Source organism: Streptomyces sp. CA-181903 (assembly GCF_050937075.1).
Lineage (GTDB): Bacteria > Actinomycetota > Actinomycetes > Streptomycetales > Streptomycetaceae > Streptomyces.
This window is the reverse complement of sequence record NZ_JBNJLY010000001.1, coordinates 4231944-4244882: the sequence shown is the minus strand read 5'-3', so window position 1 is coordinate 4244882 and position 12939 is coordinate 4231944. Positions and strand designations below refer to the sequence as shown.

At 74.7% G+C, this 12939-nt stretch carries 10 protein-coding genes and 2 pseudogenes; 7 read left to right on the top strand and 5 right to left on the bottom strand.

The annotated features are described in order from the left end of the window. Positions 1–16: 16 nt before the first annotated feature. Positions 17–949 (bottom strand): Ppx/GppA family phosphatase, encoded by a 933-nt coding sequence (locus ACQEVS_RS19015; protein WP_433021921.1) that lies wholly within the window; start codon positions 947–949, stop codon positions 17–19. Between the two features lie 45 nt (positions 950–994). On the opposite strand from ACQEVS_RS19015, the gene ACQEVS_RS19010 reads away from it, so the two are divergent. After that, entirely contained in the window at positions 995–1798 is an 804-nt protein-coding gene (locus tag ACQEVS_RS19010; protein ID WP_433021919.1) for a hypothetical protein, read from the top strand. A 708-nt stretch (positions 1799–2506) separates the two neighbouring features. On the opposite strand, the gene ACQEVS_RS19005 is transcribed toward ACQEVS_RS19010, so the two are convergent. Beyond that, positions 2507–4327: a BACON domain-containing protein gene (locus ACQEVS_RS19005; RefSeq protein WP_433021917.1), complete on the bottom strand. Its 1821-nt coding sequence runs from the start codon at positions 4325–4327 to the stop codon at positions 2507–2509. Between the two features lie 470 nt (positions 4328–4797). Between ACQEVS_RS19005 and radA the strand changes: the two genes are divergently transcribed. Together radA and disA are read left to right on the top strand one after the other, a co-directional pair. Beyond that, the gene (gene radA, locus ACQEVS_RS19000) at positions 4798–6288 is read left to right on the top strand and encodes a DNA repair protein RadA (protein ID WP_433021915.1); all 1491 of its coding nucleotides are present in this window, start codon (positions 4798–4800) and stop codon (positions 6286–6288) included. Positions 6289–6385: 97 nt separating this feature from the next. Further along, positions 6386–7519 (top strand): DNA integrity scanning diadenylate cyclase DisA, encoded by a 1134-nt coding sequence (gene disA / locus ACQEVS_RS18995; protein WP_185942240.1) that lies wholly within the window; start codon positions 6386–6388, stop codon positions 7517–7519. Positions 7520–7602: 83 nt separating this feature from the next. On the opposite strand, the gene ACQEVS_RS18990 is transcribed toward disA, so the two are convergent. The 3 genes from ACQEVS_RS18990 to ACQEVS_RS18980 form a co-directional block, all read right to left on the bottom strand. Then, positions 7603–8457 (bottom strand): hypothetical protein, encoded by an 855-nt coding sequence (locus ACQEVS_RS18990; protein WP_433021913.1) that lies wholly within the window; start codon positions 8455–8457, stop codon positions 7603–7605. Between the two features lie 202 nt (positions 8458–8659). After that, positions 8660–9208, bottom strand: coding sequence for a pyridoxamine 5'-phosphate oxidase (locus ACQEVS_RS18985; RefSeq protein WP_433021911.1), 549 nt, complete (start codon positions 9206–9208; stop codon positions 8660–8662). Between the two features lie 212 nt (positions 9209–9420). Next, the gene (locus ACQEVS_RS18980) at positions 9421–9663 is read right to left on the bottom strand and encodes a hypothetical protein (RefSeq protein WP_433021909.1); all 243 of its coding nucleotides are present in this window, start codon (positions 9661–9663) and stop codon (positions 9421–9423) included. Between the two features lie 173 nt (positions 9664–9836). Between ACQEVS_RS18980 and ACQEVS_RS18975 the strand changes: the two genes are divergently transcribed. The 4 genes and pseudogenes from ACQEVS_RS18975 (at position 9837) to cseB (ending at position 12929) form a co-directional block, all read left to right on the top strand. Continuing rightward, a complete protein-coding gene (locus ACQEVS_RS18975; RefSeq protein WP_433021907.1) occupies positions 9837–10763 on the top strand; it encodes an A/G-specific adenine glycosylase in 927 nt (308 codons plus the stop codon). A gap of 218 nt (positions 10764–10981) precedes the next feature. After that, a pseudogene (locus tag ACQEVS_RS18970) lies at positions 10982–11480 on the top strand (SigE family RNA polymerase sigma factor); the annotation flags it as partial. A 36-nt stretch (positions 11481–11516) separates the two neighbouring features. Then, on the top strand, positions 11517–12203 hold the full coding sequence (locus ACQEVS_RS18965) for a hypothetical protein (RefSeq protein ID WP_433021905.1): 687 nt from the start codon (positions 11517–11519) through the stop codon (positions 12201–12203). A 16-nt stretch (positions 12204–12219) separates the two neighbouring features. Then, positions 12220–12929, top strand: a pseudogene (cseB, locus tag ACQEVS_RS18960) (two-component system response regulator CseB). Positions 12930–12939: the final 10 nt, after the last annotated feature.

Sequence of the window (12939 nt, the reverse complement as noted above, 5' to 3'; positions counted from 1 at the left end):
AGCGTACGACCGCCCGTCACACGGCGGGCAGGTGGTCCAGCCGTCGCAGGATGACGCCCTCCCGCAGCGCCCACGGGCACAGCTCGACCTCGTCCACCCCGAACAGGTCCATCGCCGCCTCCGCGACCAGCGCACCGGCCGGCAGCTGCGGGGCCCGGCCCGCCGAGACGCCGGGCAGCTCGGCCCGCTCCTCGGGCGTCATGGCGGCCAGCCGGGGGACCCAGTCCGCCAGCGCCTTGCGGGTCAGGACGCGCTGGGCGAGCAGCCCGGCGCCGGAGCCCGGGGCGCCGGCGATGCGGGCGAGCTGCTTGAACGTCTTCGAGGTGGCGACCGCGTGGTCGGGGGCGCCCAGCCGGGCGAACTCGCCGACCGTCCGGGCGATCTCCGCGCGGACGTGGCGGCGCAGCGCCCGGAGGTCCTCGGGGTCGGGCAGCGGACCGGGGAGGCGGGTGGAGGTGAGGCGGCCGGCGCCGAGGGGGAGGGAGACGGCGGCGTCGGGGTCCTCGTCCTGCCCGTAGGCGATCTCCAGGGAGCCGCCGCCGATGTCGAGGACCAGCAGCTTGCCGGACGACCAGCCGAACCAGCGGCGGACGGCGAGGAAGGTGAGCCGCGCCTCCTCCTCCCCGGAGAGCACCGACAGCCGGACGCCGGTCTCCTCGTGGACGCGGGCGAGGACGGCGTCCGCGTTGGGCGCCTCGCGGACGGCTGAGGTGGCGAACGGCAGGACCTCCTCGACACCCTTGTCCTCGGCCGCCCGGAGCGCGTCCCGGACGACGTCCACGAGCCGCTCGACACCGGCGTCGGTGACGGCCCCGGAGCCGTTGAGGAGTTCCGCGAGGCGCAGTTCGGCCTTGTGGGAGTGGGCGGGCAGCGGGCGGGCGCCGGGGTGTGCGTCCACCACCAGCAGGTGGACCGTGTTCGATCCCACGTCCAGGACACCGAGTCTCATGCCGTGCACGCTACTGGGACCGGTGGGGACACATAGGCTTGAGGTGTGGCAAAGACGAAGAAGGCGAAGCCCGCCAAGCAGCAGAGCGCGCCCGACGAGGTCGGGCTCGACTTCGCCCGCGCCTGGGTCGAGTTCCCGGACCCGGCCGACGACGAACAGGTCTTCCGCTGCGACCTGACCTGGCTCACCTCCCGGTGGACCTGCGTCTTCGGCAGCGGCTGCCAGGGCATCAAGGCGGGCCGGGCGGACGACGGCTGCTGCACGCTGGGCGCGCACTTCTCCGACGAGGACGACGAACGGCGGGTGGCCGGCCACGTGGCGCGGCTCACCCCCGACATCTGGCAGTTCCACGGCGAGGGCACCTCGCCGGACGGCTGGACGCAGCTCGACGAGGACGGCGAGCGGCAGACGCGCCGGTGGAAGGGCTCCTGCATCTTCCAGAACCGCCCCGGCTTCGCGGGCGGCGCCGGCTGCTCCCTGCACATCCTCGCCCTGCGGGAGGGCCGGGAGCCGCTGGAGACCAAGCCGGACGTGTGCTGGCAGCTGCCGGTCCGGCGGACGTACGACTGGATCGACCGGCCCGACGACACCCAGGTCCTCCAGGTCACCATCGGCGAGTACGACCGTCGCGGCTGGGGCCCCGGCGGCCACGACCTCCACTGGTGGTGCACCTCCGCGCGCTCGGCGCACGGGGCCGGTGAGCCGGTGTACGTCAGCTACCGGGCGGAGCTGGTGGAACTGATGGGGAAGAAGGGGTACGCGCGGCTGGTGGAGCTGTGCGAGGAGCGGATGGCTTCGCTGTTGCCCATGGCTCCGCATCCGGCGGATCCGGTGGATCCGGTGGGGTGAGGGTGCCGGCGCTTGCCGGTGTTCGCGGGCTCGCCGGTGTTCATTGGGCTTGCCGGGCCTGACGGGAGCTGCGGGACGATACGGGGTCGGCCGGGCCGGACGGCCTGGACGGGTCGACCGGGCCAGGCGGTGACCGGGCCAGGTTGGGCCCGTGCGAGGCGGGGCCCGGCTGAGCAAGGCGGCACGCCAAGGCCGGGTCGGCGTGCGGAGGGAGGTCCTGGTCCGACCCATCGACCGAGAGGGCTCGGGCCGGACCGGCGTACGCGGGCGGAGCCCTCTCCCGCCGCATCGGCCGCACAGCCCCAGGCCAAGACCGACCTGCGCGGGCGAAGCCCTCTCCCGGCCCGCCGGCCGCCCGGGCCCGGACAGGCTTGCGCAGGCGGAGAGCCCTCCCCCACCGCCACGTAACCCCTGGACGGACCGGTTTACGAGGCGGGTGTTCCGCAGGGCGCGTACCCGCCCCCGGGCTGGGGAGCCGCTGGGGGGCCGGAGACCCACTGGGACCGGACGCCCGTTGGGGAGACATGGGTGCCCGGTCCGGGACCGGGTGCCCGTCGGAGACGGGATCGCCGTCGGGACCGGGTGCCCGTCGGAGACGGGGTCGCCGTCGGAGATGGGTCACCAGTGGGGACCCGGATGCCCGTCGGGGACCCGGATGCCCGTCGGGGGCGGCAGGTGCCGCCCCCGCCCCGCCCCCTCCGCGTCGTCTCAGATGGCCTCGGTCCGTCGGAGCCGTCCCGGGCCGTCGACCGGCACCGTGGCCGGCCCCGGTGCCAGGCGGACCTGGGTCCGCCAGGGGTCGGCCGGTTCCCGGTCGGGGTCGGTGGCGACCGTGAAGGTCAGGGAACGGCCGGGCAGAAGCACACCGCCCGTCCGGCCGAGGCGCAGCCAGGCCGCGCCGGGCGTGGCCGCCCAGTGCACCTCGCCGCCGACGGCCGTGACCGTGACGAGCGTGTCCTGACCGCTCGGCTGGGCCGCCACGGTCAGCCGCCCGAAGCCGGACCACGGGCCTGATGGGCCCGACGGACCGGGTGGGGCGGGCCTGGCGGACGGTGCGGGACGATCGGCGGCGCGCCGTGGCGCGGCGGGAGTGGCGGTCGACGGGGCCGGGGCCGCGGGCGTAACGATGAGTGCGGCGGGCGGAGGCGGGACGGAGGCCGGGTCGGTTGCGCTGCCGAAGGCGGTCGCGTCGGCGGTGCCAGTCCTGGCGGTGAAGACGGTCGCGTCCGCGGCGCCTGTGGTGGCGAAGGCCGCGGGCTGAGCGGAGTCTCCCGAGGGCCCGGCGGCACCGGGGTTGCCAGGGCTGCGGGAGTCGCGCGGGATACCGGCGGCGCCACTGCCGATGCCGTCGATGCCACTGACGCCGCCGACGGGTCCGGTGGCGCCCGTAGCGCCGGGATCACCGGCTTCACCGGACGCGGCGCGATCCTCCGCCCGCTCCTCGTCACCCGGCTCGGGAACGGGCGGGCGGGAGGGGCGCTCAGAATCGTCGGCGGGCGCCTCGTCGGACGCGACGGCGCCCTCTCCCGATTCAGTGCCGTGCCGGTCGCCCGACGGCGTCTCCCGGTAGGCGGCCCACAGCGCCAGGGCGGGCGCGGCGGCGACCGTCGCCACGACGGTGGTGGTGACGGCGCGGTGGCGCAGCCGGGTGCGCCGGCCCGACCGGTCGGCGGGCGGCAGCGGGTAGCCCTCGCGGTCGTAGCGCGGGCTGCCCGCGCGGGCGGCGCGGGCGTGCCGCAGGGCGGCCTGGAGGGCGGCCAGGGGTGCTTCGAACAGGGGGAGTTCCGCGCGTGACGCGGTGGTGCCCGGCCAGGGGGCGCCCGCGGTCACCCTTTCCGCCGTGCGCCGGCAGCCGGGGCACTCGTCCACGTGCCGGACCAGTTCGCGGCGGGCCGCCGGGCCGAGCGGCACCCCGGGGGCCCCGCCGGCGGCGAAGCGGGCGACGTCCGGGCAGCGGCCGGCGGCGACGACGGCGAGCGCGGTGCGGGTGCGTTCGACCTCGCAGGCGGCGCCGGCGAGCAGGGCCCGTGCCATCTCCGGAGCGAGCCGCAGCACGGTGGCGACGGCGTCGGACGGCAGACCGTGCCGCACGGACAGCTCCAGCGCCTCGCGCTGTACCGCGTCGGTGCCCGCCGCCTCCGGCCAGGCCAGCGGGTCGGCCCCGGGGGCCCACCGGGGCGCCGCCGGGCCGGCGGCGAGGCGCCGTCGGCAGGTCCAGCGGGCCAGGGCGTACAGCCAGGGTCTGGCCGGGCCGTAGGGGGCGCGGTCGACGCGGCGTTCGGCCAGGGCCAGGGCCTCGGCGAGCGCGCAGGTCGCCATGTCGGGCTCGCGGAGGAGGAACAGGCAGTACGTGTAGAGGCCGTTGAGGTAGGGGGCCACCCGGGAGAGGTGAAAGTGGGGCACCACGGGTGGCGGTGGGTCGTCGGGGTCGGGAGTGACGACCGAGGGCCGCGGGGAATCCGCCGCGCGGCGGGGCGGCCGGGACCCGCCGGGGGCGTGCGGGGGCTGCTCGTACCTGCTCGTCATCATTCCGGCGACCGTAGGGGGACCCGGATGGGCGCTTCGCGGTGCTCGGCCGGGTTTACCCCGTACGAGGGAGCTCATCCCGAGAAGGGCCGCCGTATCGGTACGTTCCGGGCGACTCGACGGCGCGGAGCGCGCCGGGGCACGCCGGGGCGGGGCGGGTGCGCGGGGATGCCGGGGCGCGCCGGGCACGTACGACGGGAGCCGGCTCGTCCGGCCGGCCGGACGCCGGGGACGACCGGCACGGGCCACCGGCCTCCCAGCACGGCGCGGGCCCCGGCGCGAGACGGCCCGCCCCCGGCAAAGGGCGACGAAGCGCCCCGTCCGCGCCCCGGCCAAGGCCGGCGGGACGCCCCGCCCACCCCGGCGAGGACCAACAGGGCGACCCGCCCGCCGCCCTCCCCCGCAGACCGCGCTCCCCCTCCGTACAGCGAAGCGGCCGAGCGTTGTCAGTGGTTGCCGCTACGGTGGCTCGCATGGCTGCCCGTACCTCTCGTTCGTCCGCAAAGGACCGGCCCTCCTACCGCTGCACCGAGTGCGGCTGGACCACCGCGAAGTGGCTCGGCCGCTGTCCGGAGTGCCAGGCGTGGGGGACGGTCGAGGAGTACGGCGCGCCCGCCGTGCGGACGACCGCGCCCGGGCGGGTCACGTCCGCCGCGCTGCCCATCGGGCAGGTGGACGGCCGGCAGGCCACCGCGCGCGGTACGGGCGTCCCGGAGCTCGACCGGGTGCTGGGCGGCGGCCTGGTGCCGGGCGCCGTGGTGCTGCTGGCGGGCGAGCCGGGGGTGGGCAAGTCGACGCTGCTGCTGGACGTCGCGGCGAAGGCGGCGTCCGACGAGCACCGGACGCTGTATGTGACGGGCGAGGAGTCGGCGAGCCAGGTGCGGCTGCGGGCGGACCGCATCAACGCCCTCTCCGAGCACCTGTACCTGGCGGCCGAGACGGACCTGTCGGCCGTCCTCGCCCACCTGGACTCGGTCAAGCCCTCGCTGCTGATCCTGGACTCGGTGCAGACCGTCGCCTCGCCGGAGATCGACGGTGCCCCCGGCGGCATGGCCCAGGTGCGCGAGGTGGCCGGTGCCCTCATCCGCGCCTCGAAGGAGCGCGGGATGTCAACGCTCCTCGTCGGCCATGTGACGAAGGACGGCGCGATCGCCGGCCCCCGGCTGCTGGAGCACCTCGTGGACGTCGTCCTCCACTTCGAGGGCGACCGGCACGCCCGGCTGCGCCTGGTCCGGGGCGTGAAGAACCGCTACGGGGCGACGGACGAGGTCGGCTGCTTCGAGCTGCACGACGAGGGCATCACCGGCCTGACGGACCCGAGCGGCCTGTTCCTCACCCGCCGGGCGGAGCCCGTGCCGGGCACGTGCCTGACGGTCACCCTGGAGGGCCGCCGCCCGCTGGTGGCCGAGGTGCAGGCGCTCACGGTGGACTCCCAGATCCCGTCGCCCCGCCGCACCACCTCGGGCCTGGAGACGTCCCGGGTCTCGATGATGCTGGCGGTGCTCGAACAGCGGGGCCGTATCAGCGCCCTGGGCAAGCGGGACATCTACAGCGCGACCGTCGGCGGCGTGAAGCTGTCCGAGCCGGCCGCCGACCTGGCCGTCGCCCTGGCCCTGGCCAGCGCCGCGAGCGACACCCCGCTGCCGAAGAACCTGGTGGCCATCGGCGAGGTGGGGCTCGCGGGCGAGGTCAGGCGGGTCACGGGCGTCCAGCGCCGGCTGGCGGAGGCGCACCGGCTCGGTTTCACACATGCCCTGGTGCCGTCGGATCCGGGCAAGGTGCCCGCCGGGATGCGGGTGCTGGAGGTCGCCGACATAGGCGATGCGCTGCGGGTACTCCCCCGCGGCCGGCGCCGGTCCGGGGGAGCCGACGGCGGTGACGACGGCAGGGGCGACGGCGGCGGGAAGGCGGCGGCTCGGGCCCGGCCGGAGGACGCCCCTCTTCAATCGGCTCGGCGCCAGTAGACTTTCCCCTGGTCCCGCCCTCCCCCAGCACCAGACCGGAAACGGGGGCGCGGGGGCGGTCCGCGGCCACCGTTGACCATGCGACCGGAGGAGTGCAGTGGCAGCCAACGACCGGGCATCGGGCCCCGGCAGGGCCGGGGGCGGCTCCGGTGGCTCCCATGCCGACGGGCTGATGCGCGCCTCGCTGAGCGCCGTCGCGCCCGGCACGGCCCTGCGCGACGGCCTTGAGCGCGTTCTTCGCGGCAATACGGGCGGGCTCATCGTCCTCGGCATGGACAAGACCGTCGACTCGATGTGCACCGGCGGTTTCGTCCTCGACGTGGAGTTCTCCGCGACCAGGCTCCGCGAGCTGTGCAAGCTCGACGGAGCGCTGATCCTCGACAAGGACATCACCAAGATCGTCCGGGCGGGCGTGCAGCTCGTGCCGGACGCGTCGATCCCGACGGAGGAGACCGGCACCCGGCACCGCACGGCGCAGCGGGTCTCCATCCAGTGCGGCTTCCCCGTCGTCTCCGTGAGCCAGTCGATGCGGCTGATCGCGCTGTACGTGGACGGGGAGCGGCGCGTGCTGGAGGAGTCCGGCGCGATCCTGTCCCGCGCCAACCAAGCGCTGGCCACCCTGGAGCGGTACAAGCTCCGCCTGGACGAGGTGGCCGGCACGCTCTCCGCCCTGGAGATCGAGGACCTGGTCACGGTCCGGGACGTCACGGCGGTCTCGCAGCGCCTGGAGATGGTGCGGCGCATCGCCACGGAGATCGCCGAGTACGTCGTCGAACTGGGTACCGACGGGCGGCTGCTCTCCCTCCAGCTCGACGAGTTGATCGCGGGCGTGGAGCCGGAGCGCGACCTGGTCGTCCGGGACTACGTCCCCGAGCCGACCGCCAAGCGCACCCGGACGGTCCCCGAGGCGCTCGCCGAGCTCGACTCGCTCACCCACACCGAGCTCCTCGAACTGCCCATCGTGGCGCGGGCGCTGGGCTACAGCGGCTCGCCGGAGACGCTGGACTCGGCCGTCTCGCCGCGCGGCTACCGCCTGCTGGCGAAGGTGCCGCGGCTGCCCGGCGCGATCATCGAGCGGCTGGTGGAGCACTTCGGCGGGCTGCAGAAGCTGCTGGCCGCGAGCGTGGACGACCTCCAGGCCGTGGAGGGCGTCGGCGAGGCCCGCGCCCGCTCGGTCCGCGAGGGGCTGTCCCGCCTGGCGGAGTCGTCGATCCTGGAGCGGTACGTGTAGGGCCTGGGACGCGACGGCGAGAGGGGGTCCCCGGCCGGGGACCCCCTCTCGCCGTACGAAGCCCGCCGTACGAAGCCCGGCGCTCAGCCCTTGTCCAGGACGAACTGCCCGCGGTCGACGACGCCCCCGATCTTGACCTCGACCCGGTAGGTGCCCGCCGCGGCCACCGCCCCGGCCGACGGGGCGGCGCACTGCGGGGCACTGCGCTTGCGGTCCCACTCCAGGGTGCGCTTGGTCTCGCCTGACCCGGGCACCTCCACCAGCACCTCGCCCCGGCCGCGGGGGCAGTCGTCGGACGCCCAGACGTGCTGCGCCCCGGCCGGATCGGTGATCTTGAGGAAGGCGGCCGGTGAGCCGATGTCGACCTTGCAGGCGCCGCTGCCCGTGTTCTTGAGCACGATCTCGAACTTCGGCCGCTCGCCCGGCCCGTAGGAGCCCTTGACGCTGCGCACCGTCACCTGGAACGAACCTGACGTACAGTCAGGGACCGAGGCGTTCTTGGCCAGCACCTTGGCGTCACCCGCCCCCAGCACACCCGCGGCCGGCCCCGCACCGGAGCCACCGCCCGTACCACCGGAACCACCGGAACCACCGGAACCACCCGCGGAACCGGCGCCGCCGCCCGAGCCACCGCCCGTACCACCGGCCCCGCCGCCACTGCCGCCGCCGACGGTGCCGAGACCGCCGACGCTGCCGCCCTGGTCCCGGCCGGAACCACCGCTGCCGCCGCCACTGCCCGTACCGCCGGTGCCGTTCGACTCGTCACGGCCGCCCGGCCGTTGGCTGTAGTGCGGCCCGGACGGGGTCGGGCCGGGCGTGATGGTGGCGCCGCCCGAGTCACCGCCGCCCCTGGACGCGCCGTTCTTGCCGTCGGACGACCCGTCCTCACCGCCGAGCGTGAGCAGCCACACCACCAGGAGGGCCAGGAGGCCGAGCACGGCAAGCGCAACTCCCCTCCGGCGCCAGTAGATGGAGGAGGGAAGCGGCCCGATCGGATTGCGCAGTGATCCCACGCGAAAACTCTACGAGAGATCCGGCCGGGCTCCACCCCGTACCCGCCGTATGAGTGCCTACTTTTCTCATCATCCGACCGGCGAGGCGCGCCTTTCTGTCGTTTCGCGCAGCAAATCTCACGCCTCTTCAGCAGCGGGCGTCCGGCCGGCGCCATTCCGTCCGGTGCCCGAACCCCCGTCCGTTGTCGACGAGTCGGAGCCAGTCGGGGCGCAGCTCCCAGAATTCGGTCCGGTCCATCGCCTGCCGCAGCCGCTCCGAACGCTCCACGTAAGGGAAGCGGGCGCGGTACGCGTCCCAGGCCGCCGCGCGTTCCGCGCCGTTGAGGAGGGCGCAGGTGCCGCGCCCCTGGACGCCGGTGAGGGCGGTCCATTCCTGGCCGTCGCGCTGCACGGTGAACGCGACGGGGGCGTTCCCGGACGCGAGGGCACGGCCGTGGCGGGTGGTGGTGGAGGTGACGAAGACGAGGGAGATTTCCCCGTCGGCTTCCTCGCCTCCGGTCCCGTCCCCGGGTGAACCGGGCCCGCACGGCGGCCGGTTGCGCATCGCGTAGAGCACCGCGCACGCCTGCGGCCCCTCCTCGTCGCCGTAGGCGAGGGTGAGGGTGGTGTGCGCGCCGAGGGCCGCGCGGATCTCCGGCGGCGGGCCCGCGGCCGGACCGGTGTGCGTCTCCGTCATGGGTCCAGTCTCCGTCATGACCCCATTCCGCTCCCCGCCGCCGGACACGAGCCGACGCAGGCCCCGGCGCGGACCGACCCGGGTCCCGATGCGAACCGACGCTGGCCCCGACGCGAACCACCTCTGACCCCGACGCAGACCGACCCAACTTCGATCACGGATCAACCCCGGCCCGATCACGCGCCGTTACGGCCACATCCGAAACCGGCCGCTCACGACCGGTGGCAGATGAAGCGGCGGCTCCCGTCCGCCGTCGTCTCGACGATCGCGCTCGGGCACCCCTCGGGGCAGAGCGGAGCGGCGGCGGCCGTGTTGCGGTAGCGCTCCGGCGGGTGTTTGCAGGCGGAGCAGTACCAGCCCGGCGCGAGGCCGGGGACGGGCGTCATGTCCCACCACAGCGGGTTCGCGCACGCGCGGCAGCGGACCAGGGGCGGGGCTTCACGGCGGCCTTCCACGGCTCCATCGTCGGCGGCCGGACCGTCCGAGGGCCCTCGCGCCGCCCGGTATCACCCGTACGAGACCCCCGCACCCACGCCGTTCCGCCCGACCGCCCCCTCACGCCCCCCGAAGCACCCCTGAAGTCGGCGTTTTCCCGCCCGCGCGCCCCCGTGCCAGGATCGGGAGCGCCATGACTACGACTCCCGCCCTGCCGAAGCAGACGCCCGGCTCCGCCTCCCGCCCCGAAACCGCCCTGCACCTCCCGGTGATCGCCTGGTTCGAGGCCCACGCCCGGGACCTTCCCTGGCGACGGCCGGAGGCCGGCCCCTGGGGCGTGATGGTCAGCGAGTTCATGCTCCAGCAGACGCCCGTCAGCCGCGTCCTGCCGGTGTACGAGGAGTGGCTCGCCCGCTGGCCGCGCCCCGCCGACCTGGCCGCCGAGCCGCCCGGGGAGGCCGTCCGGGCCTGGGGCCGGCTCGGCTACCCGCGCCGGGCGCTGCGGCTGCACGCCGCGGCGACGGCGATCACCGAGCGGCACGGCGGCGAGGTGCCGGACGACCACGCCGAGCTGCTGGCGCTGCCGGGCGTCGGCGAGTACACGGCCGCCGCCGTGGCGTCCTTCGCGTACGGGCAGCGCCACGCCGTCCTCGACACCAACGTGCGCCGCGTCCTCGCCCGGGCCGTCACCGGCGTCCAGTACCCGCCGAACGCGACCACCGCCGCCGAGCGCCGGCTGGCCCGGGAGCTGCTGCCCGGCGAGGAGGCGGTGGCCGCCCGCTGGGCGGCGGCGTCCATGGAACTGGGCGCGCTGGTGTGCACGGCCCGCACGCCGGTCTGCGGCCGCTGCCCGATCGCCGCCCGCTGCGCCTGGCGCGCCGCCGGCTCCCCCGAGCACGACGGGCCGCCGCGCCGCGGCCAGACCTACGCGGGCACCGACCGCCAGGTCCGCGGCAAGCTGCTGGCGGTACTGCGGGAGGCGGTGGCCCCGGTGCCGCAGGAGGCGCTGGACGCCGTCTGGGACGAGCCCGTGCAGCGGGCCCGGGCCCTGGACGGGCTGGTGGCGGACGGGCTCGTGGAGCCGCTGGAGGACGGGACGTACCGGCTGCCGCTGACGTAGCGGAGGCCCTGCCTCCGAGTCCCTCTGACCCCTCTTGAATCGGACAGAGCTGCCCTTACCCCCCACCTGTTACACAACCTATGGACAGCTGTGCACCAGCCGCAGTGCTGCTGCACATCGCGTCGCAACAGCTCCTCCGTAGCGTCCTCTGCGTGCTGGAGAACCGTCCGGCGCGCACCGGCAGGCACGGGGACGCAAGCGGAATGGAGGCTGCGAGTATGGCCAGCAGCGGCAAGGTTCTGGACTTCGAGGAGTACGTACGCAACCGTCAGGACGCTCTCCTGCGGAGTGCGCGGCGGCTCGTGCCGGACCCCATCGACGCTCAGGACCTGCTCCAGACCGCGCTGGTCCGCACGTACGGCCGCTGGGACGGCATAGCCGACAAGTCGCTGGCCGACGCCTACCTCCGCCGTGTCATGATCAACACTCGTACGGAGTGGTGGCGGGCCCGTAAGCTCGACGAGGTGCCCACCGAGCAGCTTCCCGACGCGAGCGTCGAGGACGGGACCGAGCAGCACGCCGACCGCGCGCTGCTGATGGACGTCCTCGGGGTTCTGGCGCCCAAGCAGCGCAGCGTCGTCGTCCTGCGCCACTGGGAGCAGATGAGCACCGAGGAGACGGCGGAGGCGCTCGGCATGTCGACCGGCACGGTCAAGAGCACCCTGCACCGGGCGCTGGCCAGGCTGCGCCAGGAGCTGGAGAACCGGGACCTGGACTTCCACGCCCTCGATCGTCACGAGCGGGGCAGGAACGGTGCGCGGCCTGAGAAAGGCGATCGGCGAGGAGGCCGGCCGGACCGATCCGGCCACGAGGCCCGCCCGCCCCGCACTGATCGCCGGCGGGACGGTCACGGCGTTCGCCGCGGTCGCCGGGCTGCTGCTCGCGGGCTGCAACACCAGCAGCGAGGGCGTCCGCAAGGAGGGCCCCGCCCAGCCGCAGTCTGCGGCGAAGGCGGCGAAGCGCACGGCGACGCCGTCCGCGCCGCCCACCCGGCGGAAGATCGACGCCGCTGCTCTGATCAAATCCGATCCGAAGATCAGCGACTCGGTCAAGAAGAACTTCAAGCCGTGCGTGAAGGACCAGTACCCGGTCGACGTGATCTACGGTCAGCTGACCGGCGGCTCCCGGGACGATGTCATCGTCAACATCCTGACCTGCGGTGACGCCATCGGCATCGGTTCGTATGTGTACCGTGCCAAGGGAGACGCATACGAGAATGTGTTCTCGTCCGAGCAGTCGCCCGTCTACGCCGACATCGACCGCGGGGACCTGCTGATCACCTCGCAGATCTACGGTTCGGGTGACCCGGTCGCCGACCCCTCGGGCGAGGACGAGGTGACCTACCACTGGTCGGACGGGAAGTTCCGGGAGACCGGGCGCACGCACACCGACTTCAGCAAGGTCGGCGGCAGCACGGGCAAGAGCGAGAATTCGGGCTAGGAGGGCTGGGAGCGGCGTGGCCGATACGCATGTGCTCTTCGTCGAGGACGACGATGTGATCCGCGAAGCGACGCAGCTCGCCCTCGAACGGGACGGCTTCGTCGTCACCGCCGTGCCCGACGGGCTCCAGGGCCTGGAGCGGTTCCGGGAACGGCGTCCCGACATCGCCCTGCTCGACGTGATGGTGCCCGGCCTGGACGGCGTCAGCCTCTGCCGGCGCATCCGCGACGAGTCCACCGTCCCCGTCATCATGCTGTCGGCCCGCGCCGACTCCATCGACGTCGTCCTCGGCCTGGAGGCCGGCGCGGACGACTATGTGACGAAGCCCTTCGACGGCGCCGTCCTCGTCGCCCGGATCCGCGCGGTACTGCGCCGCTTCGGACACGCCAGCGGCGCCGCCGGGGCGTCGGGCGGGGACGAGCAGGGCGGCATAGAAGGCGGCGGCCTGCTGCGCTTCGGCGACCTGGAGGTCGACACGGAGGGCATGGAGGTCCGCAAGGGCGGCGCGCCCGTCGCCCTGACCCCGACCGAGATGCGGCTGCTGCTGGAGTTCTCGTCGGCCCCGGGACCGTGCTGTCCCGCGACCGGCTGCTGGAGCGCGTCTGGGACTACGGCTGGGGCGGTGACACCCGCGTGGTGGACGTCCACGTGCAGCGGCTGCGGGGCAAGATCGGTCAGGACCGCATCGAGACGGTCCGCGGTTTCGGCTACAAACTCAGAGGCTGAACTTTCGTGA

What these genes read in the sequence shown, in the direction of transcription:
- ACQEVS_RS18975 (WP_433021907.1), top strand. Translation starts at nt 9,837, where the DNA reads ATGACTACGACTCCCGCCCTGCCGAAGCAGACGCCCGGCTCCGCCTCC.
- radA (WP_433021915.1), top strand. Translation starts at nt 4,798, where the DNA reads ATGGCTGCCCGTACCTCTCGTTCGTCCGCAAAGGACCGGCCCTCCTAC.
- ACQEVS_RS19015 (WP_433021921.1), bottom strand. Translation starts at nt 949, where the DNA reads ATGAGACTCGGTGTCCTGGACGTGGGATCGAACACGGTCCACCTGCTG.
- ACQEVS_RS18985 (WP_433021911.1), bottom strand. Translation starts at nt 9,208, where the DNA reads ATGACGGAGACGCACACCGGTCCGGCCGCGGGCCCGCCGCCGGAGATC.
- ACQEVS_RS19005 (WP_433021917.1), bottom strand. Translation starts at nt 4,327, where the DNA reads ATGATGACGAGCAGGTACGAGCAGCCCCCGCACGCCCCCGGCGGGTCC.